The sequence below is a fragment of the Streptomyces sp. NBC_00376 genome (assembly GCF_036077095.1).
In the GTDB taxonomy this organism is placed as follows: Bacteria; Actinomycetota; Actinomycetes; order Streptomycetales; family Streptomycetaceae; genus Streptomyces.
The window spans coordinates 56,164-78,429 of the sequence record NZ_CP107962.1 but is presented as its reverse complement, the minus strand read 5'-3'; the positions used below and the strand labels follow the sequence as shown (position 1 = coordinate 78,429).

The 22,266-nt window shown below is 68.5% G+C and carries 22 protein-coding genes; 11 read left to right on the top strand and 11 right to left on the bottom strand.

Features of this window, described 5'->3' with window-relative positions; genetic code table 11:
* Positions 1-25: 25 nt before the first annotated feature.
* Positions 26-1,237, bottom strand: coding sequence for a competence protein CoiA (locus OG842_RS43295; RefSeq protein WP_266738577.1), 1,212 nt, complete (start codon positions 1,235-1,237; stop codon positions 26-28).
* 502 nt (positions 1,238-1,739) lie between these two features.
* Between OG842_RS43295 and OG842_RS43290 the strand changes: the two genes are divergently transcribed.
* Positions 1,740-1,931: a hypothetical protein gene (locus OG842_RS43290; RefSeq protein ID WP_266738579.1), complete on the top strand. Its 192-nt coding sequence runs from the start codon at positions 1,740-1,742 to the stop codon at positions 1,929-1,931.
* 403 nt (positions 1,932-2,334) lie between these two features.
* Here OG842_RS43290 and OG842_RS43285 read toward each other — a convergent pair whose 3' ends face one another.
* Positions 2,335-2,853 (bottom strand): pyridoxamine 5'-phosphate oxidase family protein, encoded by a 519-nt coding sequence (locus tag OG842_RS43285; protein WP_266738581.1) that lies wholly within the window; start codon positions 2,851-2,853, stop codon positions 2,335-2,337.
* Positions 2,854-3,032: 179 nt separating this feature from the next.
* Complete coding sequence (locus OG842_RS43280; protein ID WP_266738583.1) at positions 3,033-3,395, bottom strand: hypothetical protein; 363 nt, start codon at positions 3,393-3,395, stop codon at positions 3,033-3,035.
* Between the two features lie 351 nt (positions 3,396-3,746).
* Between OG842_RS43280 and OG842_RS43275 the strand changes: the two genes are divergently transcribed.
* The 5 genes from OG842_RS43275 (at position 3,747) to OG842_RS43255 (ending at position 8,898) form a co-directional block, all read left to right on the top strand.
* Positions 3,747-3,938 (top strand): hypothetical protein, encoded by a 192-nt coding sequence (locus tag OG842_RS43275; protein WP_328512771.1) that lies wholly within the window; start codon positions 3,747-3,749, stop codon positions 3,936-3,938.
* A 29-nt stretch (positions 3,939-3,967) separates the two neighbouring features.
* Positions 3,968-4,396: a hypothetical protein gene (locus OG842_RS43270; protein ID WP_266738587.1), complete on the top strand. Its 429-nt coding sequence runs from the start codon at positions 3,968-3,970 to the stop codon at positions 4,394-4,396.
* A gap of 76 nt (positions 4,397-4,472) precedes the next feature.
* Entirely contained in the window at positions 4,473-6,233 is a 1,761-nt protein-coding gene (locus OG842_RS43265) for a hypothetical protein (protein ID WP_328512770.1), read from the top strand.
* A 575-nt stretch (positions 6,234-6,808) separates the two neighbouring features.
* Positions 6,809-7,096, top strand: coding sequence for a hypothetical protein (locus OG842_RS45530; RefSeq protein ID WP_401879027.1), 288 nt, complete (start codon positions 6,809-6,811; stop codon positions 7,094-7,096).
* Between the two features lie 287 nt (positions 7,097-7,383).
* Positions 7,384-8,898 carry a hypothetical protein gene (locus OG842_RS43255; protein ID WP_266738590.1) on the top strand — a complete coding sequence of 505 codons (1,515 nt, stop codon included), beginning with the start codon at positions 7,384-7,386 and terminating at the stop codon, positions 8,896-8,898.
* A gap of 485 nt (positions 8,899-9,383) precedes the next feature.
* On the opposite strand, the gene OG842_RS43250 is transcribed toward OG842_RS43255, so the two are convergent.
* Complete coding sequence (locus OG842_RS43250; protein ID WP_266738591.1) at positions 9,384-9,749, bottom strand: hypothetical protein; 366 nt, start codon at positions 9,747-9,749, stop codon at positions 9,384-9,386.
* A gap of 62 nt (positions 9,750-9,811) precedes the next feature.
* On the opposite strand from OG842_RS43250, the gene OG842_RS43245 reads away from it, so the two are divergent.
* Positions 9,812-10,054, top strand: a complete 243-nt coding sequence (locus tag OG842_RS43245; protein WP_266738592.1) for a hypothetical protein — start codon at positions 9,812-9,814, stop codon at positions 10,052-10,054.
* Between the two features lie 337 nt (positions 10,055-10,391).
* On the opposite strand, the gene OG842_RS43240 is transcribed toward OG842_RS43245, so the two are convergent.
* Entirely contained in the window at positions 10,392-11,162 is a 771-nt protein-coding gene (locus OG842_RS43240) for a DUF3800 domain-containing protein (RefSeq protein ID WP_266738594.1), read from the bottom strand.
* 129 nt (positions 11,163-11,291) lie between these two features.
* Here OG842_RS43240 and OG842_RS43235 point away from each other — a divergent pair, with 129 nt between their 5' ends.
* Both OG842_RS43235 and OG842_RS43230 read left to right on the top strand, forming a co-directional pair.
* A complete protein-coding gene (locus tag OG842_RS43235; RefSeq protein ID WP_328512769.1) occupies positions 11,292-12,593 on the top strand; it encodes a serine/threonine-protein kinase in 1,302 nt (433 codons plus the stop codon).
* Entirely contained in the window at positions 12,586-12,930 is a 345-nt protein-coding gene (locus OG842_RS43230) for a hypothetical protein (protein WP_266738595.1), read from the top strand. Before OG842_RS43235 ends, OG842_RS43230 begins: the two co-directional genes overlap by 8 nt.
* 274 nt (positions 12,931-13,204) lie before the next feature.
* Here the strand turns inward: OG842_RS43230 and OG842_RS43225 are convergent, their stop codons facing one another.
* Together OG842_RS43225 and OG842_RS43220 are read right to left on the bottom strand one after the other, a co-directional pair.
* Positions 13,205-14,080 (bottom strand): DUF4231 domain-containing protein, encoded by an 876-nt coding sequence (locus tag OG842_RS43225; RefSeq protein WP_266738597.1) that lies wholly within the window; start codon positions 14,078-14,080, stop codon positions 13,205-13,207.
* Positions 14,081-14,224: 144 nt separating this feature from the next.
* Positions 14,225-16,897, bottom strand: a complete 2,673-nt coding sequence (locus OG842_RS43220) for an ATP/GTP-binding protein (protein WP_328512768.1) — start codon at positions 16,895-16,897, stop codon at positions 14,225-14,227.
* 216 nt (positions 16,898-17,113) lie between these two features.
* On the opposite strand from OG842_RS43220, the gene OG842_RS43215 reads away from it, so the two are divergent.
* Positions 17,114-17,425 carry a hypothetical protein gene (locus OG842_RS43215; protein WP_266738599.1) on the top strand — a complete coding sequence of 104 codons (312 nt, stop codon included), beginning with the start codon at positions 17,114-17,116 and terminating at the stop codon, positions 17,423-17,425.
* Here the strand turns inward: OG842_RS43215 and OG842_RS43210 are convergent.
* The 3 genes from OG842_RS43210 to OG842_RS43200 all read right to left on the bottom strand — a co-directional run bounded on the left by OG842_RS43210 (position 17,420) and on the right by OG842_RS43200 (position 19,688).
* A complete protein-coding gene (locus OG842_RS43210; RefSeq protein WP_266738600.1) occupies positions 17,420-18,163 on the bottom strand; it encodes a zeta toxin family protein in 744 nt (247 codons plus the stop codon). The two genes, OG842_RS43215 and OG842_RS43210, sit on opposite strands and share 6 nt — an antisense overlap.
* Before the next feature lie 97 nt (positions 18,164-18,260).
* Positions 18,261-19,187 (bottom strand): zeta toxin family protein, encoded by a 927-nt coding sequence (locus OG842_RS43205; RefSeq protein WP_328512767.1) that lies wholly within the window; start codon positions 19,185-19,187, stop codon positions 18,261-18,263.
* A 99-nt stretch (positions 19,188-19,286) separates the two neighbouring features.
* A complete protein-coding gene (locus OG842_RS43200) occupies positions 19,287-19,688 on the bottom strand; it encodes a DUF4357 domain-containing protein (RefSeq protein ID WP_328512766.1) in 402 nt (133 codons plus the stop codon).
* Between the two features lie 415 nt (positions 19,689-20,103).
* On the opposite strand from OG842_RS43200, the gene OG842_RS43195 reads away from it, so the two are divergent.
* Positions 20,104-20,628, top strand: a complete 525-nt coding sequence (locus OG842_RS43195) for a hypothetical protein (RefSeq protein WP_328512765.1) — start codon at positions 20,104-20,106, stop codon at positions 20,626-20,628.
* Positions 20,629-20,821: 193 nt separating this feature from the next.
* Here the strand turns inward: OG842_RS43195 and OG842_RS43190 are convergent, their stop codons facing one another.
* Complete coding sequence (locus OG842_RS43190) at positions 20,822-22,093, bottom strand: helix-turn-helix domain-containing protein (RefSeq protein ID WP_328512764.1); 1,272 nt, start codon at positions 22,091-22,093, stop codon at positions 20,822-20,824.
* Positions 22,094-22,266 lie beyond the last annotated feature (173 nt).

Genomic DNA, 22,266 nt, shown 5'->3' with positions numbered 1-22,266 from the left:
CGATGGTCTCCGGGGCGGAGAGCGCCTACTTCTTCATGTACGCGGCGTCGGCATCCGGCGTCGGGCCGACGCGTATGAAGGTGGTGCGTCCGGTGGCCGGGTTCAGCACCGCGACCTTCAGCGGGGTCCGGGCGGCGGCCTGGATGCGAGAGAGCCAAGTCTGGTCCGGGACCAGGATCGTCAGTTCCGCCGGCCACTCGACGAGTGCTCCGGGATCAGGACAGACCACCCCGGCCAGCTTGAACGCGTCGCTTGCCCACCGCGGCCGGGCGTAGACGAGCAGCCCGTTGCCACGAGAGGGGCTCTGATCGCCGTACAGGATCGCTTTGCCCGAGGCGGAGCGGACCATCTGGGCGAAGGACTCCCACACCCCGGCGTCAAGCCCCGCGTGCTGGAAGAAGCCCGCCAGCCGCTGCAGCTCCGCCCGTCGCTCCTGCAGCTCCGCCTGCCGCTCCAGCGCCCGCCGCTCGGCGGCCGCGGCCCGCTGCTCGGCTTCCCGACGACGGCGCTCGGCGGTCTCCGCCCGCCCGGCGGCTTCGGCATCGGCTTCCATCCGGGCACGTGCGACGGCCAGGTGCTCGTACGCGGGCGCCGTCCACCACACCGTGCCGTTCGGCCCGGTGTGGGCGCGCACCCGCCCGTCGAGGATCCACTGGACCGCGTCCCCGAGCGGGCAGGTGATGTGCACCCACTTCGCCTTCGCCTTCAGCGTGCGCGGCTCCCAGGCGTAGCGCGCCATCCCGTGCCACACCGTCCAGCTCTCGCCCCGCCGGTGCGGAGAGCGCACTCTCAGCGAGGGCACGAAACGTTCCCACGGCCGGTCCTGCAGGGCGACCCAGCACACCGCCACGCCGTCCCGGGCATAGCGGTCCGTACGCATCTGCGCCTCTTCCTGCGTCATGGGCGACAGCTGCGCCTCCAGCGCCATGAAGGGGCGGTCGTGCTCGTCGAAGACCATCACGTCGGCCCGCCAGTTCCGGGCCTCGCCGCTCACCTCCAGTTCGGCTCGCCATCCCGCCGCCCGAGCGGCCATGGCCAGTTCCAGCTTCAGGAGGTGGTGCTCCGCCGACTCGTTCGCCAGCTCGCAGTTCACGGGCCGCACCTGGTGGTAGAAGTGCCGGACGACCTGCCGGGAGGCCCGGGCGAAGACCCGACCCCCACACTCCGGACATGCCAGACGCAGCCCCTTGACCCGGTGGACGTCCGCCCAGGCGCGGCCGCACCCGAGATCGTCCATCGAAGCGTCCAGCCGACCCCACACCGGGTGTACGGCGGTGTACCCCATCCGCCCCCCTCGTGTTGCCCCACGGCAGCCAGCGTCCCCACACCGAGACGATCTCGCGCCGCGGTTCCCGGAGAAGGGCGGGAACCCAGCGTCTTTCCGGCCGGTCCTGACCGGCCCCGGCCGCTGCACCGCCTGGCCGTCGCGGGCACCGAGATCTTTCCGGCGGAGGGCAGGAACACGGTGCCCTCCGAGCAGGAATGGATTGCAGGGCTTGGGCGTTGAGGGGGTTGGTGATGGATCCGCCGAACTAGTGATCCGAATGACCTGCTGTTCTGAGGCAGCCCGCACATGTCCGTGACGGGGCGACGAGAGCAGGCAGCCGCCATCTGTGTGCGCGATTCGGCCGTGTGCGCGTGATCACGTCTGTTCTCGTCAACAGGGGTGGTCGGGCTCTCGGCTGCCTGCTGGCATCGGAACTGACCTCCCCTGCATGTGCCTGAAAAGGGGAGGTCTCATGGCCGTCAAGGTTCTCTCGATTGTTGTTGTGCTGTGTGTGGCGCTGATTGCTGCTCTGACGTACGGAATCGTGGCCGTTTCGCAGGGTGCGACCGTGCTGGCCGGGTTGGGGTCTGCGGGCACCGTCTTTATGGGTGTGGCCACCGTCGGGCTCGTGGTGGTCGGCCTCCTGACTTCGTCGTCTTCCTGAGCCCCGGAGGTGCAGGCGCACGATCTGATGCCGCTGTTCCTCAACCCCCAAGAGTCCCGTAAGTTCACGCAAACTGAAGGGTTCTCGGTGGGAACTCAAGGGTCCGTCGTCGTGCTCTGCGGAGTTGCTTCCGTGGGTTCGGGGCCAACTCGCGACCTTGCCGTTCCTGGTCCCCTGGACCGGCAAGACGCCGAGCGGCCCCCTGCTCGAACGCAGCGAAGCGGAGTTGAGAGCTTAGGGAAGGAGTTGAGAGCTTGGGGGCGGGGCAGCCTCGGGTCGCTGCTGTACCGGCGGGCGCTGGGCGAGACTGTCGCCACGGCGCTGGCGCTACGCGACGGCGCGCCGTTGACCGCCCCTGCACCCACGTATGCGCAGGTGCAGGCCCTTGTCGACGGGCCCGGCGTCACGTGCCGGTGAGCTTGTCGAGGTCGGGGGCGTAGACGGTCATCCAGTGCGGGTTCAGCCGGTAGTAGACGACCTCGCGGTTCCAGTCGAAGGCTTCGTCGCCGTAGAAGTCTTTCAAGTAGGCGAGGAGTTCCTGCCAGTCGGCCGTGGTCTCGGCGTCCTCGGGGTTCAGCTCCTCCACCGTGCCGTGGGTGAACACGCCGAGGTCCTCGCCGCGCATGTGCGCGACGCTGGCGGCCGGACGGGCCGCGAGATGACGGGCCTTGGCGGCGTTGCGCGCCGTACCGAAGTGCCACCGGCCGTGCAGGAAGTGCCCGTCGGCGCCGCTGATCCGCGGTTCGCCCTTTGCGGTCACCGTGGAGAGGGCGAGCGTGCACATGCCGGTGAGGACCCCGGTGAGCTGCGCCGCCGTGATGGTGCGGCCCTCGACGATCGAGCGGAGGTGTGCGGTCGAGCCGGAGAGGGAGGAGTCGAGGAGGGACTGGAGCTTGTTGAGTTCTTCTGGGGTTTCGCGCATACGTCCATCGTCGGCCGTAAACCCGACACCCTCTGTCGTCATTGATGAAGCAGCGGTGAGGTTGCTCCGCGCGGGTTGCGCTCGGTGCTGCGTGGATGGCAACAGGTGGGGGACGAACGCCGGGACATGTTCATGTATTCGCGGTTGATTGACGAGCTGTGATGCCGTTGGTCCTGCTGTCAGGCCGCACGACGCGGTGTTCCCTTGAACTGATTGAGCAGCCATGATGTGCCGCCGTGACGGATTTCGTGGTTCCTCTCGCCGTCCCCGAAGACCGGCAGCTGGCCGGTGTCGATCAGATCATCCAGATACAGGGCTGCCTTCGGCACCTTGTTGCCGTACAGAGGGCCGAGCCGAACCAACCGTTTCATCAAGGCGAGGGCCTCATCGCTGACCCGCGGATCGTCGATCCGGTCAGGATTCATGCCAGCGGTCACCCGAATCCACTCCTCGTAACCCTCACCAGGCGGCTGGAGCTCCTGGAGGGTGTACTGACGTGGCACACGTGGCCGACGCGCCTTGCCCGGCTTCTTCCTGCCCATCACGACTCCTCATCTGATGCCTGTGCGCGGATGCATCAACACAACGGTCAGGAGCACGTCGAGGTGCTGCGCCATCCGGCTGTGCTACCTGCGGTCCTCACCAGCGGCCGCAGGGGCGGTCAGCACCGAGCTGGACCTCGCGCAGGCACTCACGGCAGTCCGGCAGGCCCTTCACCCGCCGGCCTTCCTCCGCCGACCACCTGAAGCCGCACAGCGAGGTAGGCAGGTCCGTGAAGTCGTCTCCGGCGGCGTGGGAACCGTAACCCGGAACGTTCCACGTGACCGTCGTCCCGCCGTCGTAGCGAAGGACAGGTCATAGTCGTCCATGTGCTCCCAACTGCCCGGCTCCTGGTGGAGGCGGAGGAGCGGTGGCTTGGCGTCACGACCGTGTCCGGTGATCTCGTGTACCTGCACGCGGGCCACATCCTGAAGGGCGTTCCGACGGATCCCGTGACAGAGACATCCGCGCAGACCTCGGATATGAAGTTGCTGCTGGGGGAGGTGGATCTGCTGTGGCAGACGCTGGACAAGAACCGTGGCTGAGGGCTCCGGTCAGCCGGTGGGACTACTGCGTGTCCACTGCAGACCAGCTGATGCTGTGGCACGGGCACACGGCCCCGCAGGTCCTGCAGGAGCCGGCACGAACCCGGACCGTCGTTCTGCTGGCGGCCTGCCTCCACGACCGGGCATCAGCCGCAGGCCTGGACGGGGCGGCGGTTGCTGATGTGCAGCTCGGGCTGGCCGCGGACGTCCTGGAGCGGTATCCGGTCTCCGCGCTGGAGGCATGCAGGACGGCTCCGGCCGCGGAAGGAGGCGACATCGTCGACGGGCTCCTGGCCGACTACGGCACAGACGCTTTCGAGCGGGTCCGGCAGATGGTGCGCCAGGCCCTGGCACGTCACCGGGCCGACGGCGGCCCGCACGTCCGGATCGCAGAGCGGATCGCCGAGCGGTGCTCGGCTCTGCGGGACACCGTTGCACACCTGTACATGGACTACTGAGGCTGGGGCTAGCACGTCAAACTACCGAGAAGGCCACGGCCGGCGCTGCATAGGGTGAGTAACTGTGACTGATGAGATGAGCACGGTGCTGGCCGGGCTGACTCCTACCGTTGTGCCGGTGGACGGCGCCGATCCCGAACTGATCGCGATCGGCGAACGCTACTGGGCCATGGCCGGCTTCCATCCTGAGCTCTTCACGCCCGTGTGGTGCGAGAAGGCCGCAGACATCGACACTCTTGGCTGGGGCGGCCCTCTTTACGCGACCGCTGCGGGGGGTGTGCGCGCCGTGGTGGATCACGTGTGCCCTCAGTGCCAGCAGCAGCTCAGCTTGACCTCACGCACTGCGCTGGCCGATCTGGCAAGGGGAGAAACGCCTGTCTGCGTGGAGTGTACGGAGTCCTTGGTTGCTGCCGTGCAGACGCTCAATGACCCGAAGCGCAAGGGCAAGCGTGACGCGGCCCGTGCCCGCGCTGCGGAGCAGCAGGCGCTCGACGCGGCTCTGGCCACCTGGCGAAGCGCACAGCGCGAGTTCATGGAGGAGCGGTACCGACTGACGTTCTCCGAGACGGTCCCTACCGCCTCGGTGCGCGAGATGGTGGCAGCCCTGGCGCTGCTGCGGTACGCGCCGTCGACCACGCCGATCTCCGAGATTGGGGCCTGGCTCGATCCCTTGCACCCTGCCCAGACCGAAACCGTTCAGCTCCTGGGGGCACTGGTGCGGGGGCGTCTGATCAGGCTCCACCCCACTACCCCGGTCACCGCCATCGAGTGGGAATCCTCTTTCCAGGAGGCCCTCGCCGCAGCGGGCGGGGATCTTGAATCCGTAGAACTGAACCCCCAGCCCACATCGAACTTCTTCCCGCTGGACAGCCGCTTCTACGCGCCGTTCGCCACGAGCGCGGGGACCGGCGCCCAGCGCCTGGATGCCGTGCTGAGCGAACGTCTGACACCCGAACGCCTCACCGCAGGCCAGCACGACGATCTCCTTTCCCTGGCCCAGGAACTCATCGCCGAGGAGGCCCTGCGGTACTTCGCCAGCCGCCTGGAAGACCTCAACCTGCCAACTGTGACGGACAATCACGTCGAACGGCTGCGTGAGGCCGCCTACAAGGTGGCCCGGCACCGGCCGCTCGCGGAGATCTACAACCTGGCCTGGCGCTCCACCCGATCCGCCGCAGAGTCCGCACAGAAGAACCCGCGCGCACCGCGCGCCAACATGAGCACACACGCGGTCAACCAGTTCGAGACGCACGCGCTGCACGCTGTCACCGACCCTGCGTGGCCGATCAAAGCCTTCGGCGAGGTGACAGGGTGCGGGCCCAGTGCGATGGCCCGCACGCTCTTCTACACGGTGCTCGACTTGCATCCGCTGGAGACGTCTCTGACCGACATCGAACAGGTACTGCCGGAACCAGCACCCGAGCCGCTCACACCCGCCGGCGAAGCCGCACATCAGCCACCCACGGGGGAGGAGCCCGAGGATGAGGAGCTGCCGCTGCTTGTCAGGTGGCTCCATACCTATCCCGGCAGCTGGGTCCCGGACACTCTCTTCCAGGCCCTGGAGGACTTGGTTCAGAGCGCTGCCGGAATGGAGTTCGACGTTGAGCAGCGAGTGGTACGGCGAGCCGTTGCCCACCTGCAACATCTGAGGGTGTGTTTGTCGCCCGTGCTTGACGAACGGCAGGTTGCTCTCGCCGTTCTCGCGGCTACAGAACTCCTGCAGCACCCGGTCACCGATTCCGACCGAAGTGCGAAGAACCAGCCTGTCGGGTCTGTCGTGCGCCGCCATCTCAGTCGGGCCATCTTCGACACCGAGGATGATCCGGCGGAGGAATGAAGGATCCCACTCCAGCCCGTCGAGAATTCACGAACACCCGGCCTCCCGAACAGCCTGCGGGCCCCGGACCGACACGTCCGGGGCCCGCTCGCGTATCCGCGGGGAGGATCGGATGGGCATGCACGCGATGCCGTGGTCAACGACGCCACCTCGCGCCAGTCACCCCGCTCCCGTGGGAGTGCGGGGAGAGGGCCGGCCATGCTGCGCGGCGAACACCGTGGGCCCGCACATGCCGCACAGCCGCTTCCGGCAGCCCTGCAGCCGCAGTTCCTGCGCGGTGTCCAGGTCGGGCAAACGGGACCAGTGGAGCCCGCTGGCCCTCATCGAGCTGGTCAGCGAACGCTCTTGAGGCGGGTCGGCTTGGTGATGGGCGTGACGATGAGGCCCACTGCCTGGAGCAGCTCGGCCGCGGCCAGGAGGCGGCCGAGCTACGCAACAGGGTGACGGCGTTGCGACAACAGCATGCGTCCGGCAACGGTTGAACTCTCAATCCCCTCGCCCGCGCTCAGGACGCAGCTGGACGGCCGGCCCTCGATGGGGGAATAGCGCACAGTTGGAATAAGCCCCTCCTGCCAGTGGTACAAGGTCTGCGGTCCGGCTGCTGCCCCGACCCCGGGCGCGGCAGCCGCCACCTCATCCGCAGTCACCACTACAAGAACGTCACCGACGACGACGGCAAGCACGTCTCGGCCGACGAGGAGCGGGAGGTCCCTTGGGTCGCCATCACCCCGGTCGTCCGCGCGATCCAAATCCTTGAGCGCATGGTCCGCACTGCCGCGGCCAGGCCCTGGTCCAGCGACAACTCCCGGGCACGGGTCCTGCAACGCCTCGCCGCCGAACGAGCCGGACTGTACAGCCGCTGATTCTGGCACCGTGGGCCTGTGGAAATGGCTTCTCTGGATGGCCGTAAATTGCTAGTTCGGGCGTGGTGTTTGTTCCCGCTGGGGCGACATCGCGTTGGTGTTGAGCTGCACCGATGAATGCGTTCAAATTCGTGTTCGAATATCTGAGTTGGTGTGTTTCCAGCCTTGGTTGAAACTGTCCGGAGTGGCTGCGCTATTCGTTTTGTCAGTGCCTCGCTCTACCTTGAGTTTCAAGGGATTCCCGGGGGAGGGCGGTAGGGGTGACGAACGGTGTATGGCACTCTGGGTTGAACCTGATTCTCGAGCTCGACAAGGAAGATCTCGGTCTTCCCTGCAACAGGGGAATCAGTGCCGATGATCTGCGTTCGGAGATCCTTCTTCGTGTTGCCGACCGGCCACGGGACCTTCTGGTCTGCGTGGAGCGCAGTCTCGGCCGGGAATGCAAGGCCGAGCTGCTCGGCGTCAAGAGTCCTTACATGTATGTGCGTCAGCATCGCGGGCCGGACGGGCTCTTGCGGTTACGGGCCGTGCACCTGCCCACCCCGCATGAGATGACAGCTGAGGAGAGTGACCGCCACAAGGCGATGAAGGACTTCGTCGCGCGCCAGTGTCAGTCTGCGGGCATCGAATCGAAGATTGAGAAGACCACGAGGAGCCGTACTTCCCGGCCGGACGTCACGGTCATCGGGAGCGGGGGTGTCAGTCTCGGGTGCGAGGCTCAGTTCTACAATGCCAGCCCCGGTTCTGTTCTGCGCCGGTCCGGGGCGCACAGTGATGCGGGTCTTGTCGCCAACTGGATCACTCATGACGACACCTTCCATCTTGTTGACAGGGCCAACTGGATGCTGATCCGTGACGCCTCCTGGCAGGAGATCGCCCGGGCTGCTGATCTTCCGCTTTTCGGTGGGTACCGTGTTCTCGCCGACTGGCATTGCACAGCTGCTGCCGAGCGGCCATGCCCGGCGGGCGTGGTGAAGACCGGGTGCGGTAAGCGTCACCTGCAATGGGACACCCCCCGTCGTCTGGACGGTGAAGCAACTGGTTGGACCGGCTACCGGGGGGACCGGCTGGGTGTCACTGTCGGCCGTACCCTCATCGGTGCTGCCACCGGGAGCGTTGTGCCCCTTTTCGTTCCGGGGCGTAAGGATCGCCGGGCCGGAAGCCATATGTGGGTTCCCGTGGAGGACCGGGACATCTGGGCCGACTACCGCAAAGAGCAGCCTCCGGCCGAGGAGCAGCAACCGGAGGTGAGTCAGGAGCTGCATTTCTCAGGCAGGGAGGCCGACAGAGGGTGCCGGTTCGGGGAGAAGACCTGGGTTCCGAGCGCGCCGCTGCCGCGCCGGGGTATCGCTGGCGTTGAGCTCACGATGACGGTGGAGGTTTCGATTCCTCAGCAGCGCCTCCCCAAACCAGAAATCGAACACACATATCATTCTGGTATGGCTGAGACAACGTTCCCCGATGATCTCCGCGCTGCGCAGGTTCGTCTGCACCAGGCCACGGCAGAGCTCACCGCGTTCGGGCGCACGCTGCCCTGGTCCGTGGAGCCGCACGAGGGATGGCCGGGGAAGGAGCATTCACATACTGGTGAGGCCACGGGTGGCCGGCCACCGTCGCCTGGCTGGACGGACGAGCAGAAGGCGACCATCAGCGGGCTCCGTCAGGAGTGCCTGACCCTGTCCGTAGCCGTCGTTACCCACCCGTACTGGAAGTCGTTCACCGGCGAGGACCTGGTGAATCGGCGGATGGAACTCAAGTCGACCACTCGGCTGGAGGCTGTTCCCGCAGCTGGCGCAGCCTGACTCGGCGGCCCCTGTCGACGGCTCAAACCGCTACTTGCCGCAGGTGTCGCGGCCGCTTCTGCAGGGGGTGAGTTCCGCACGATTCTGCCGCTGGGACCGCAGGGTCTGACTTCTTCGGATCGGGGCGTCGGCCCCCGGGCCCGCCCGACCCGGGAACGATCGGGCGGGAGGCAGCGGAGCTACTTGAGGCGGCGTCAAAGGGGCACATGCAGGATGCGCGGACGCCCAGGCACCTCTACTGAGTCGATTGGTGCGGTGTGCTGAGTCGGAAGGCGATTCAGGTGTGCTGTCTGATCCCAAACGCGGGGGCCGGGCCCGGTAGCCGCGTCGTTCATAAGGCCGCAGGCCGTCGATGAAGTCGCCTGCCGAGGCTGTTCCCGAGCCGGGCCTGTGGGCAGCAGCCGCCGAGCCGACCGACTGACAACTCGGATATCGTCCCGGTCGCCTCGTCGAACCCGGCGGGGCCGGCTGGTCAGTAGTGAGAGTTATGCAGGCCCGACGATTTCGATCAGGTCTGTGCGCCACAGGACGATCTGCTTCGTGCTGTGCCCGTACCATCCGGGCCCTCCGTAGGCCACGCCGAGGCGCGGGTCTTCCGTCGTCCACCAGGCGAGCCGGTCACGGTCGTCCTGGTCGATGCTGTACGGGGCAGCGGTAATGACTGCAGGCAGCTTGTCAAAGGTCCAGGTGGTTACGTGGTCCAGCCACGCGCGGTCTGGACTGCTGGCGTCGTAGAGAGCGCAGGGGTCCTTGGTGCCAGCACAGGTGGAGTTACGGTCTCGCGTCAGCCACTTCGGGCAACAGCGGTTCTTGCCTTTCTTCAGCCCGTACTTCTGGGCCCAGTCGAACACCAGTTGCTGAGCCTGCTCGCGGTCCTTGAGGTGTGCTTCGTACTGCTCCGTCGTCCATTCGGGTGGCCGGCAGCGTCGAGCAGGCCCGCAGCCCGAAGGACACCGGAGAGAAGGCCGACACCTCCGGGAAGACCGGGCGCGGGAAGAAGCCTGCCGCGAAGAAACGCACCAGTGCCTCGGACGTTGAGTCGCTACGGTCGCTGACCAAGGCCGAGCTGTACGAGAAGGCCACCAAGGCCGGCGTCAAAGGACGCTCCGGCATGACCCACGACCAGCTCGCCGACGCCCTCGCCAAGGGCAGCTGAGGCCGCTACGGCCCACTGCGCCAGCATTCCATCCGGTCGGGTCCGCTCCCGCGCGGCCCTGCAGGCGGCCAGAGCCAGCAGCTCCACGCGGGAAGGGGTTCAGACTGTGGGCCAGGTAGCTGGGAGACTGTGAAGGAGTTGCTTCCCGGCTGACATTCCGCAGCGCTCTGACCTGCTATTTCTTCGGTGCTTTCGGATGTCCCGCTGGTTTCATCTGTTGCTTTCGCGGGCTGTTCCTGGCATTCTTGAATCTCGCAAGGTCCCATGTGTCCGATTGAGGACGCTCAGGGGATCTTGCTCTCGTGGGCCCCCGGTTTTCGCCGGGGGTTTCTGCGTTCTAGGGCCTTGTGTCGCTGTCGGCCCAGACGATGCCGTCGGTTCCATGACCAGGCAGCCAGTGATGGGACAGGCGCTTGTAGGCCTTCGACATGAGGCCCACCGGAGCTATCTTCGGCCAGACCTCGGGCTGCTTCAGCGCCAGGTGATGGAAGGCCGCATATCCGACCAGGTCAGCGGCCTGAATGAACTGGCTGTACTTGCTGTCCTGCATGACAGGGTCTTCCAGCACCCGGCGGGAGGCCAGCGGAAGCCCGCGGTGGGTGTCGCGATAGGGCTTGGCGTTGCGAATGGCCTGTTCCCATGCGGCCCGGGCGTCCTCCGGGGCCAGAGCGTCAGCGTCGAGGGGGCCGGACAAACCATCGAACATGATCATGACGCGGGTGTCCTGGTCGAGGGCCCACGCTTCGAGGTGGTTCACGAAGGACTGGTACACCTCTGCCACCTGGGTGGTGCGGCCGGCCACGGTGAGAACCCGAAGACTTTCGCAACGGGCGAGCTGCTTGAGCATGAGGTCGTGAGCAGCAATACGTGCGGAACGGCTCCTGAAACGCTTGTTCTGTTCCTCGGTCGCGCAGGGCCGGCCGCGTCCCTTCACCAGCTGGTTGGCATGCAGCTCCGCGTTCTTGGGGACGCCCCATTCTTCTTCCAGCTTGCGTCGTCCCTCAAGCCAGTGGTGGAGCAGGTCGTTCCACCCCTCTTCCGGAACGAGAAGGCCGGTCAGGGTGCGGCCTTGATCGGCCCCGGAGTCATCGGCGTAGCAGAAGTACACGAGCGGAATATATGGCCAGCGGATCAACTGGGGGAAACTGGCTGCACTTGTTCGGCCGGGACGACCCTCGGCGCATCTGGTCTGCGGCTGAGGCGCTTTCTGCTGTGAGCCGGTGGGTACGGGAGAGGCATGGAGCAGGGAATGGGGCCTCCAGGACAAGTGCTTGGCGGTCGGTATCGGGTCGGGAACCAGCTGGGGCACGGCGGTTTCGGGGGTGTATGGGAGGCGTACGACGAGGTACTGGACCGCCGGGTGGCGGTCAAAGCGGTGACGTCGTCACACCGGGAGGCAATGAGGTTCGCGCGTTTGGCCGCCTTGGTGCACCATCCGAACCTCGTCACCGTGCACGACTTCGTGGAAGCGGACGGAGTGCTGTGGTATGTCATGCCGCTCGTCTCCGGCCCGTCGCTCGCCGAGTACCTGGCCGAGAACGGCCAGATGTCCGGCCGGCAGGTGAGAGAGGTCGCGAAGGCGCTGCTTGATGCGCTGGCGGCGCTGCACGAGGCCGGGGTCGTTCACGGGGGAGTGCGACCCGCCAACATCCTTATGGACGAAGTGGGATGGAAACTGTTGCCGGGCATCGCGGTCATGGCGCGGGACGACGACCCTGACACCACCGAGCACGAATGGTTGAGCATCGGCGCCGCAGGCTACGTCGCTCCTGAGCGACTCCGTGGTGCCCCTCAGGAGCCGAGCAATGACCTGTTCTCGTTGGGGGTGACGCTCCATGAGCTTGTCACGGGGCGTCCGCCGTTCCAGCGGGGCGACGTCTGGAGGACCCTGGCGGCGGTGGAGCGCGAGGAGCCGCCGGCCCTCGGCGGCGTCGGTGTGCTCGAGTGGCTCATCAAGAGGCTGCTGGACAAGGACCCCGAGCAACGACCATCGGCGGCCCAGGCGCGGCAAGTGCTCCTGGTCGAGGCTGAGGAAGTGCGGCAGGAGCTTTGGTCCGCGCAGGCGCTGATGCTGCCGCCGTTGGAAATGCAGAAGCGGCCCGGGCTGCTGGTCATGCCCCCGATGCCCAAGCCGGTGCCGCGCAGGAACGCGACCGTCCTCGCGAGTTCGCTGCTATTGCTCCTCTCGATGCTCACGGTGGCGTTGGTCTGGGGGGCGGGGCGGGCTCATGTTGCAGCGGGCTATGTGTCGGGCCTTTTTGTCTCCCTGTGGCCGTGGGCGTTGTTCGCCCTCGGGCTCTCTGTGCTCGGCGTACAGGTGCGCGCGGCGCTGACACGGCGGCGCGCTCGGGGGCTGATGCCTGCGTGGCGGTGGTACGCAAGCTCGCTCGCGCCGCCGGCACGGTGGACCATCGAGGAATGGGACCGGCGCCGCGCGGCCGCCGAACGAGCCGTGGACGAGGCGCTGTTGACGGTCGACCGACGGGTGGCGTCCGCGTCGCCGGGCCCAGGTACGAACAGGGGGACGACCGATGTCTGACCAGGACACACCGCCCGCCAGCACACCCGCCTGGGTGATGCCGTCCTTCCCCGAGGCCGACGAGGCGCGGAAGTGGCAGGAGATCGACCCGGGCCACCTCGCTTGGCGGCGGGAACTCGTGGAGCGCCAGCTGCACCGGGAGCGCCTTGACCAGTGGGTGGGGTACGGCTTCCGGCTGCTTGCGCACGTGATCGTGGTGGGGTTCGGAGTGGCCTTCGTCTGGCTGGGGTTCTACGCCGTGGACCACAAGGTGTCGGCGCAGATCGTGCCCGTGATCGGTGGGGGCGTGGCGGGGCTCGCGGGGGCGGTACTTGCGGTGCGAAACCGGCGGGAGTGAGTCGTTGCCATGGGACGCCGTGCAGCGATCCGGTCACCGGGAAGCCGTCCTGCACGCCGGCCCTCCCCTTTCCGGTAGCAGGGCCGCCCCTGTGTCTCCGGTCGGGACGGTCCGTCGTCCTTCGGTCCGGTGACACGGCACGTGCGTGGCTGGCGCCGTCGTCGATACCGCGATGCGTCTGCAGGTCGAGAGCTTTGATTGCTGGCCGGCAGGGATCCCGAGGCCAGCTGACTGCGTACCGCGGTCCGGTTGCCGATGATGCGCGGTCCCCGGATCAGGCCTGCTGCTGGCCTGCGGGTGTGTCCTGGTCGGCGGGCTGGTCGAGTTGCTGCTGGCGGCGCCGCTGTTCATTGCGCAGGCTCTCGACCCGGTGGGTGAAGCGGGCGAGTGCCTGGTCTTCCTGATCACTGCCGTACTCGTGGTATTCGCCCACACCGAGGGCGAGGGCGTTGGCTTCTTCCTCGATGGAGTCTGCTGTCTGCTGAAGGAAGTAGCTGCGCTCGCGGTACTTGTAGTACCCGGTGAAGGCCGTGGCCAGTGTGATGGCGAAGCTGATGACGACAATGGTGACGCTCTGCGGGGTCAGCTCCTTAGCTACGTCGAAGGCCGCCACCATGGTTGTCAATGCCGACCCGATCATGACCATGGACTGCAGGGTGTTGTGGACACGGCGGTACTTCCTGCTCTCGGCTTGATAGTGCTCGATCATGCCGGAGACGTCTTCACGGTAGAGCTTGCGCCGTTCAGCGAGGGTCGGCTGGGACTTGGCGTTGGCCCAACGGAGTACCTCCCCGTTCTGCTCGAGCATGAGCTCCAGCTCATGGCGGCTCGTCAACCCGGAGCGGGCCTTGTGTATCGCCAGGATCACCCCGACGGACAGGGCGAACAGCGCTCCGCACACGATGTCCTGCCTGGCATACCGGTCCGGGTCTTCCCAGTTCAGCACCGTCACGCACAGGGCAACGACGAGGCAGCACGCGGCTGTCAGCACGGTGGCGCCGAAAGCGCGGTCGAGCAGCCGGCGCCGGGCGAGTTCCTGCTCCTGCTCCTTCACCAGCCGGCGGAGCTGCGCGTGAGTGAGCTCGTTGCCGGACTCTTCGTCGACCGCCGCCGTGCGGTGGCGGTAGTCGTCATCAAGACTGCGGGCCACGGCTGCTTCTTCCTCTTCCTGTCACGGTCCTCGCCGCAAGTGTGGTGGATGTTGGTGGGTGCGAGCCGATGCCCGCGGTTGCCGCTGTGGACCGCCTGACCTGCCGGGGTGGCCGAGGCGTCTGACGGTGGACGTCGCAGGGTGTCATCGGCTGGCCTGCTGCTCACGGCGGGCGGTGACCAGGGCCCGCCACCGTTGCCGGGTGCGCGTCTGCCCGTCCAGCCAGTGCGTGGGGGAGGGGCTGGGCAGGGGGAGACCGGCCATGAAGTGGGCGATGTCGGTGAAGTAGGCGAAGTCGCCGGTGGCGGTGAGCGCGCGCAGGCGGTCGATGGTGGCGGTCAGGGCCTGGTCCTCGCCACGGACGGCGTGGTGGAAGGCGAGGGCGAGCTCCACGAAGCGGTGGAGAAAGGGAAGCCCGGCGGCCTCGATGTCGGTGTGCAGGTCCTGGGCGCGGCCGGTGATGCCGTGGGTTCCGGCGTCTTTGATCAGGGCGACGACCTGGGCGAGGAGGGTGTTGGAGCGCTGGTCGAGGCCGTTCAGGAGCTGGTGGGCGAGAGCGAGCTCGTCGCCGGCGCGGGCGGGGTCGGCGAAGGAGAGGGCGAGGGCGAGGCGGACCTGGGTCATGGCGCGCTCGCCGACGGCACTGTGCTGCTCGGCTTCGGTGCGGCCGGCTTCGAAGGCGTTGACGGCTTGGGCGGTGTCGGCGTGGGACCAGTGGATGTCGCCGAGGACGCGGTGGTGGCGGCCTTTCCAGCCCAGGGCGGGGACGGCGGCCAGGGCGGTGGGGAAGTCGCCGGCGAGGCGGGCCAGGTTGGCCAGACCGCGGCGGGCCTTGAGGGCGAGGCGGCCGCCGGCGTCGGCGACCTGCTGCATGCCAGTGCGGGCGGCGTCGTTCCGGCTGAGGTCCTTGTACGCCTTGGCCCGGTAGTACAGGGCCATTTCCGTCAGCTCGGCGGGCAGCAGGCCGGCGTCCAGGACGGCGGTGAGACGGTCGGCGGTGCGCTCGCGGTGTTCGTGCTGGCGGCGGGTGATCGCGGTGAGGAGCTCGGCCAGGGCATCGGCCGGCGTGTCCAGTGCCGGGTCCGGCAGCCCGGCGCCGGCCGGGGGGACGGTGGGTGGGGTGAGGGGTTCCCAGACGGAGTCGTCGGTGTAGACGAAGGCGGCTTCGGTGAGCCAGCCCAGGTCGGTCAGGCGGTGGTCGCGGGCCAGGCGCAGGCCCTGGCGCAGGCAGGCGACGAGGAGGATGCGGCTGGGGGTGAGGGCGGTGGTCGTGGCCCATTGGTCGCCGAGGGCGGCCAGGGCGCGGGTGGCGGCCTGGTGCCAGTCCGCGGGTGTCCAGTGGTCGTCGGTGTGGTCGTCGGCTTCGGTGAGGGCGGAGCGGATCGCGCCGTGCAGGTGGTGGGGCCACAGGGCGTAGGGGTTTTCCGTGACGATGGGTCGCTCTGTCAGGCGCCGGGCGGGTGCCTGGTGGGTGAGGCCCGCGGCGCGGGTGGCGAGGTCGAGGTCGAAGGCGTCCAGCAGGGACACCGAGCGCAGGACGTGCCGTTCGTCGGCGGTGAGGTCGGACAGGGCGCGGGCCAGGAGTGCGGGGAAGGTGTGGTCGAAGTCGGCGGGCTGCGGCTCGCGGGTGCGGCGGATCTCCAGGAAGCGGGAGGCGGCCAGGTCGAGGTGGAGGGGCAGGCCGTGGGAGCGGGCGGTGATCACGGCTCGGATCTCGGGGCTGATGAGGGGGCGGCCGTCCTTGACCAGGCGGCGGGCGAGGTGATCGTCGCAGTCCTCGGGGGAGAGGTCGCCGATCAGGTGCTGCCGCCCGCCCGGTGCGCTGTGCCGGGGTGGCGGGACCGGGCCCGGCACGGTGGCCAGCCCCGGCCAGGCTGTGGGTCCGGTGTGGTCGAGCTGACCGTGCAGCGCGGGGTCGGCCCACTGCAGCCGGGACCGGCCGCTGATGACGAAGAAGCAGTTCGGCATCAGCCACACCAGGCGCTGCAGGAGGCGTTCGAGGTCGCGGTGACGGTCGGCGGTGTCCTCGAAGGTGTCCAGCAGGATCACCGGCGTGATCTTCTTGCCGTCGGGCAGACGGCCCAGCTCCCACGCCAGCAGGTGGGGGTAGAAGGACAGCGTTTCCAGGCCGGGTTCGGTCTCCAGCAGCGGGCCGAGCCGCGCGCAGCCGGCCAGGGCCCGTACGGTCTGGCGGCGCTCGCGCAGCGCGCCGGCCAGGGCGCCGGTGACTTCCCCGACGACCGAGCCGACGGTGCCGGGCAGCAGCAGGGCCTGGGCGACGTCGCTGAGGGCGGCCTGTGTCTGCTGCGGCAGTGCTTTGCCGAACCGGCTGACCAGGCCGCCGCGTTCGAGGTAGGCGTCGAGCGGGTCACCGGGGTGCTGGGTCTCCCAGTAGCGGCGCAGTGCGATGTCGAAGGCGGGCAGAGGCCGGGCGACGGTCGTGGCGATGGCGGCCCGGATGGTCAGGACGATGTCCTCGAAGGTGGTGCCGGCGGAGCGGGCCAGGTCGATCCGGACGGGCAGGATCCTGTGCCCGGCCCAGACCGGTTCGCCCCACTGTGCCGGCCGGGTACCGCCGAGCGCGGCTTCGAGTTTGCGTATGAGCGTGGACTTGCCGACGCCGCCCACGCCGTGGAAGACGATCAGATGGGTGCGCGGAGCCTCGAGGTCCGCGGGGTCGAAGCCGGGGGCGGTGACATGCCGCAGATGTTCGGCGAGCGCGGTGGCGACGAGCTCCCACTGGCCCTGGCGATTGGTGAACGCCTCGCTTGCGTCGATGGGGTCGTTCGAACTGAACAACGCACGCAGGTCGGTCACTTGGTCCCCCCGCCGAAAGATCATCAGTCACTCAAGCCTATGCCCGTACAGGCCCCCGACGGCAGGCCCGCAGACGCGCCCGGGCCCGGACCGGGACGACACGGCTGGTTCCCTGCCGTTTCGGGTCCTGTTCAGCGGTGTCGGGGCGCCTTGCCCGGGGTGCTCCGTTCCGCCGAGAATGAGCCCTCCTTGCCCGGCTCTTCCTTGGCGGCTTTCATGCACGACCCCGCAGCCCCTGACCCGCAGTCCGCCCCGAACGGGGCTGGAGAGCCGTCGCCGGAAGGGCAGGACGGCGCCACCGGTCCAGGGACCGCCGGGGAGCTGGTGGAGAAGGTGATCGCTTGGTACAGCTATCGCATGCTGGCCGAGCGCCGGGCTGGCGCGGGCCCGGAAGTCCTCGGCGAGCTGGCCGCCCGGCGGCGGGCGTGTGTCGAGGACCGTGACCGGCTGGAGGACGCCGATGCCCAGGAGACGGCACGCCTCGCCGCCCTCTACGCGGCCCTGCTGAAAGACCTCAAGTCTTCATAGGGGGGCGGGCAGGGCGGCCACGGCAGCGGACCCGGACAGCCGGTGCGGCTGCAGGTGCGGAGGCATCAGCGGCTGTGCGCGCTGGGCGATGCAGGCCAGCGCATCGCGGTAGTGCGGCATCGCCCGTCGCAGCCGACGGTGCGTGGCCCAGAACCGTGCGGCCTCAACAGTGGTGTAGGGGCGGGACTGCTCGATGAGCAGGGCAGCGGCGGCGCCGGCCGGGCGTGCCCAGTGCCCGTGGGAGGCGCGTTCGTTGCGGTAGACGACGGTGGCATCCCGCCGCAGCACCGTGACCGCGTCGGCCACACAGGAGTACTCGGCAGCGGCGACCGCGTCGGGCAGAGCCGCGAAATGTGTGTCGTGCCCGCCCGTGGTGGTGAACCGCGCGGCAGCGCCGTAGCTGCTGACCTGTGCATAGCGGTCGGCGGTTCCCTGCAGGGAGTCGGCCGCGCGCACGGCCAGGACGACGACCTCGACCCGGTACCCCGCCCGCCGGTACAGCATCGCGCCGTTGACGAACGCGGCAGCACTGGCAGGTGCCGTCTCGACGACCGCGTCGCTGCGCCGTTCGCGTACGTACTGCTCGGCCATGGCCTGCCAGGCCCGGTAGTCCGCACGGATCCGCTCACCGGCCGTGCGCGGCTCTTCCTCCAGCAGTTGCAGGTAGCCGGGGTGAGCGGCCTTGAAGTCGTCGCCGCTGATCCGCACCGGCCGCCCCCGCAAGGTGCGCCGCAGCATGGGTGTCATCCGGTCTTGCCCGCGCCGGGCTGGCCCATGACATAGACGACGATGGGCTGCTCCTGCGGCGTGATGCGTGCCAGCAGGTCCGGCACGATCAGCTCGTCGAAGATCCAGCGGTGTTCCTCGGCGGAGAGCCGGTGGTAGTCCGTCCCGGGCGCCGCCTGCCTGGCCTGGGCTGTGCGCCGCAGCGGTTCGGCCAGGGGGCGGCACGTTCGGCGTCACGCCGCACCGCCAGAGACCAGTCCTCGGGCAGCCGCGGATCGTGTGCACGCCGGTGGGCGTCGGCGAGCCGTCGGCGAAAGGCACCGGTCTCCGCTGGGCTCCACCGGCGCGACCGCTCGGCGAGCAGCGCCCCGGCCGCTTCGGCGGGTCGGTGCCATCGCCCGTCGGAGGTGAGTTCGTTGGCATAGAGCACCTCGGCGGCGCGTCGCACGACAGCCACCCGGTCGACCATGTGCCCGGCCTCGATGTCCGTCAGGACCGCGGGCAGCGCCGCCGCGCACACGTCGTGGTTGTTCCACGACACGTACCGGGCCCGGCCTTCCTCGGCGAGCCGCAGGTAGCGGTCCAGGACACCGAGCTGGCTGACGGACTCCGGCACGGCCAGGGCCACGAACTCGACCCTGTACCCGGCCTGACGGTAAGCGACCGCCGAAGCCCTCCACGCGGCTGGGTCCGCCAACGCCTCCTCCACCACCACGTCATACCGGCCCGCGCGGGCACGGGTTTCGACCTCGGCCTGCCAGCGGTAGGTCTCCGGCCGTACCCGCACCCCGGCCGTACGGACGTCCGCGGCCAGGAAACCTGGATAGTGCGGATGGACGGCCTTGTACGTGTCCCGGTCCACCCGTACTGCACCGCCGCGCCGCTCAAGGGCGGCGTGCACCAGGTCCATCACCAGCGTCTTGCCGCTGCCGGCCTGCCCGGCCACGAACACCACAACCGGGCGCTCCTGCGTCACCGCGCCCGCCGTCAGCCTGGGCAAGATCACCTCGGCGAGCAGCTCGCCGTACTCCTTCACTGATGTCTCCTGGCCGCGATTCGAGAGCACGTGCTGGATCTGGTGCGCTATCCGGCCCGCGGGCAACTTCACCCCGCGGGCCGGATAGATCGGTACTGCTTACTCGGCATCCAGCTTCTGGCGCAGCTGGTCCAGGGTGGATCCGTCGGGCGTCTGCCACAGTGTCCAGCCGTTGATGACGTTCCCGGTGACGGCTTCTGCTGCCTTCGACGGGGAGAGGAAGGGCGAGGAGTGGCCGTCGACAATGAGCTGCCCCTCGGCCGTCACGACAGCGCGGCCCGACCGGTTGGCGCGGCGCTGATGGAAAGAGAGGACAGTGTCCGGTGCCAGCAGCCCGGCCTGCATCAGCCCGGCGAGCGGCCCATGCGGGATGACAGGCGTGGCCGGCGCAGCCGCGGATCCGCCACCGAGAGACAGGGTGACGTGGATGGTGTCGTCCCCGCTCGCGCTCGTGAGAGTGGCGATGACCGCGGGGTCGAAGTGGATGCTGAGCGTGGCCATGCGATCTCCCGCCGGTGGTGACTCTAGGAATCTTTCGCTTATTTCAGCTTCGATCTTAAGCAGTGTAAGCAGCTTGCATCAACTCTGGTTTTCAGTGATTCAGCAGAACTATCGGGAGAGGGCCCGGTCGACTACGCCGAAGACCGCACCGTCGCCACCCGGCGAAGGCGACGGAACCGGCCCGGTCCCAAGGGTTCGTTCGGCCTGCTGGAACGTCGACTTCGAGTGAAGGAGGGCGAACAGCCGGCAGCAGCTGCCGTCACGGCCGGCCCCCTTCGCCCGCCGATGGCTCCGAACAACGCCTTCATCAGATGCGGTGAAGCCTGTGCACGGCGACCTCACCAATCTCCCCGCACGCTCGATGAGTTCGGCAAACAGCCGTCGAGAGCGGTCAGCCAACGGAGAAGATGACGTCATGACCTCGTTACACGAACCAGTGATGGAACTGATGCGGGCCTCCCTGAATCCCCCCGTGCCGCCTGCGCGGTCACGTGGAGACGACCCCGCGTGCCAGGTGGTCATCCGGGCTGCAGACGCCGACTTGAAGACAGGCGGACTCGACCACGTCAACCAACTCGCCATCGGCACGGGCGTGGCGGCGGCCGGTCTGACGTCGTGGCTCGCGCAGGAACGTCAGCTGGAGGCAGAAGAGGTGATAGCTCAGCTTGAGCAATCGGTCGCCCAGACCGGCAACGGCCCGCTGAGTCCTGTGGTCGGGATGCTTAAGACACTGCTGACCGGACCGCCGGGAATGACGCAGGTTGCCGACTTCATGGTGACCAAATTCCACGAAGACGAAGAGAAGTACTACGACCTCGTCGTCGACCTCGGCAGGTACGCCGCCTCATGCATCCACATGCTGAACACCCTCAACATCAGCAGCCAGGAAGACACGCTGGACAACCTCGACGACATGCTGCAGGAGTTCTTCACCCGTTGAGACACTGCGGATTCGACGGTGAGGGCAGGCAAGGCTGCACAGAGCCGGTGGGGGCGAGCCTGTTCGTGGCAGGCCGACCTCCACCATCTGCCAGCGAACCCACGCGTTTCTCTACGTAGAGGCGTTGTACGCCCGGTCGGTCTGAAGCGTCATGGGCCCGCTGTTCGAGCCCCTGGCTCTCCCCGGAACGCTCTTAGTAACGGATTGGGCTGTGAGGGGAGCCGTGGGCGAGAGCGTCACCGAGCAGTCGGCGCGGGGCACCGGCCAGGTGTCGGTGGAGCAGCTGGGCGCGGGAGTGCACCAGGCCGCTCCGGTACGCCGCTGGTAGCCGGTCGTAGACGGCGGCGGCCATCTCGGCGGCCGCGCCCGGGTCCCCGTCGACCCGCTGGCAGGCGGCGGTGTCCATGGAGATCAGGGCGCGGGTCATGACCGACGGTGAGGTCGTCAGGGCCAGGGCGTCGTCCTGTGCCTGGTAGGCGGCGCGGGTGTCGCCGAGCAGCGTGTATGCCTGGGAGAGGTGGACGTGGTGTTTCTGGGCCGGGTACCCGAACCAGGTGTCGGCGGATTCGGGGCCGTCCAACTGTTCGGCCAGGGTGCGGACGTCGTTCACCGCCCGGCGGGCGCCGGGGAGGTCGCCGATGGCGGCCAGGGCGCGGGCGTTGACGGCGGCTGCCAGTGCGGCCGCGCCGGAGGGGTGGGTGCCGGCCTCCCGGCGGGCCTGGGCGGCGATGCGGGCGGCCTGGCCGGGGGCGCCGTAGTTCAGGCCGACCATGGCATGGCGGCCCAGGACCCAGGCCGTCATCCGACGGTCCCCCGATTCGCGGGCGGCCTTCGCCGCGGTGGTGAACCAGCGGTGCGCGTCGGCCTGGTCGCCCCGGTCGTGCTGGACGATCGCCACCAGGCCGGAGATCCCCGCCGCCGTGCGCGCCAGATCGGTGCGGTCCCGCGCCGGGTGAGGCCTGCGCAGGACGGCGGCCAGCAGTGCCAGGTCCTCGCGCATCTCGCCCAGGACCGCCTCGGGGGCGCGCCCGTTGTAGCCGCCGCGGTGACGCTCGAAGGCGCCCTCCAGGTAGGCGAGGTCCCCGGCGCCGTCGGCGTCCAGGCCGGTGTCGATGCCCTCCCGGGCCTGCGCGATCCCGGGCAGCACGGCGAACCCCGTGGCCGCCGCGAGGGTGAACAGATTGCGTCGCTTCATGTCGTCGCTCTCCTTCCTGTGCTGCCGGCGGTGCTTTCGGGTGATGTCCAGGGCCTGGTCCAGCTGCTCGTCGGTCAGGCCGTAGACGGCGCGGATCGCCGTGCGCCAGACCGGGGTTGGTAAGCGGCGTTCGGTCTCCCACCGCTTGATGTTCTCGACCGTGCACATGAGGCCGGCGTCGGTCATGAGCTTGGCCTGTTGTTCTCGGGTCCGGTCCGCCCGCTCCCTGATGGTGCGGAGCAGTTCGCCGATTCCGTCCGGGCTCACCATGCCGGGCCTCCCTGTCCGGGTGTCAAAAGACCATCCTGGCCCCCCGACGCGGCACCCCGCAGGGGGAATCGGCACCCCGATCCGGCCCTCCCCTGTGGTCTTCCCCGGACCTTCAATGGTCGAACGGAACCGGCCGGAACAGCCTCCAGGGGCTCCCCCTCCGGCCGGTCCCG

Excerpts from the sequence above, each read along its gene's own strand:
- OG842_RS43295 (WP_266738577.1), bottom strand. The coding sequence starts at position 1,237 with ATGGACGATCTCGGGTGCGGCCGCGCCTGGGCGGACGTCCACCGGGTC.
- OG842_RS43290 (WP_266738579.1), top strand. The coding sequence starts at position 1,740 with ATGGCCGTCAAGGTTCTCTCGATTGTTGTTGTGCTGTGTGTGGCGCTG.
- OG842_RS43285 (WP_266738581.1), bottom strand. The coding sequence starts at position 2,853 with ATGCGCGAAACCCCAGAAGAACTCAACAAGCTCCAGTCCCTCCTCGAC.
- OG842_RS43280 (WP_266738583.1), bottom strand. The coding sequence starts at position 3,395 with ATGGGCAGGAAGAAGCCGGGCAAGGCGCGTCGGCCACGTGTGCCACGT.
- OG842_RS43265 (WP_328512770.1), top strand. The coding sequence starts at position 4,473 with ATGAGCACGGTGCTGGCCGGGCTGACTCCTACCGTTGTGCCGGTGGAC.
- OG842_RS43235 (WP_328512769.1), top strand. The coding sequence starts at position 11,292 with ATGGAGCAGGGAATGGGGCCTCCAGGACAAGTGCTTGGCGGTCGGTAT.
- OG842_RS43230 (WP_266738595.1), top strand. The coding sequence starts at position 12,586 with ATGTCTGACCAGGACACACCGCCCGCCAGCACACCCGCCTGGGTGATG.
- OG842_RS43215 (WP_266738599.1), top strand. The coding sequence starts at position 17,114 with ATGCACGACCCCGCAGCCCCTGACCCGCAGTCCGCCCCGAACGGGGCT.
- OG842_RS43210 (WP_266738600.1), bottom strand. The coding sequence starts at position 18,163 with ATGCTGCGGCGCACCTTGCGGGGGCGGCCGGTGCGGATCAGCGGCGAC.
- OG842_RS43200 (WP_328512766.1), bottom strand. The coding sequence starts at position 19,688 with ATGGCCACGCTCAGCATCCACTTCGACCCCGCGGTCATCGCCACTCTC.
- OG842_RS43195 (WP_328512765.1), top strand. The coding sequence starts at position 20,104 with ATGACCTCGTTACACGAACCAGTGATGGAACTGATGCGGGCCTCCCTG.
- OG842_RS43190 (WP_328512764.1), bottom strand. The coding sequence starts at position 22,093 with ATGGTGAGCCCGGACGGAATCGGCGAACTGCTCCGCACCATCAGGGAG.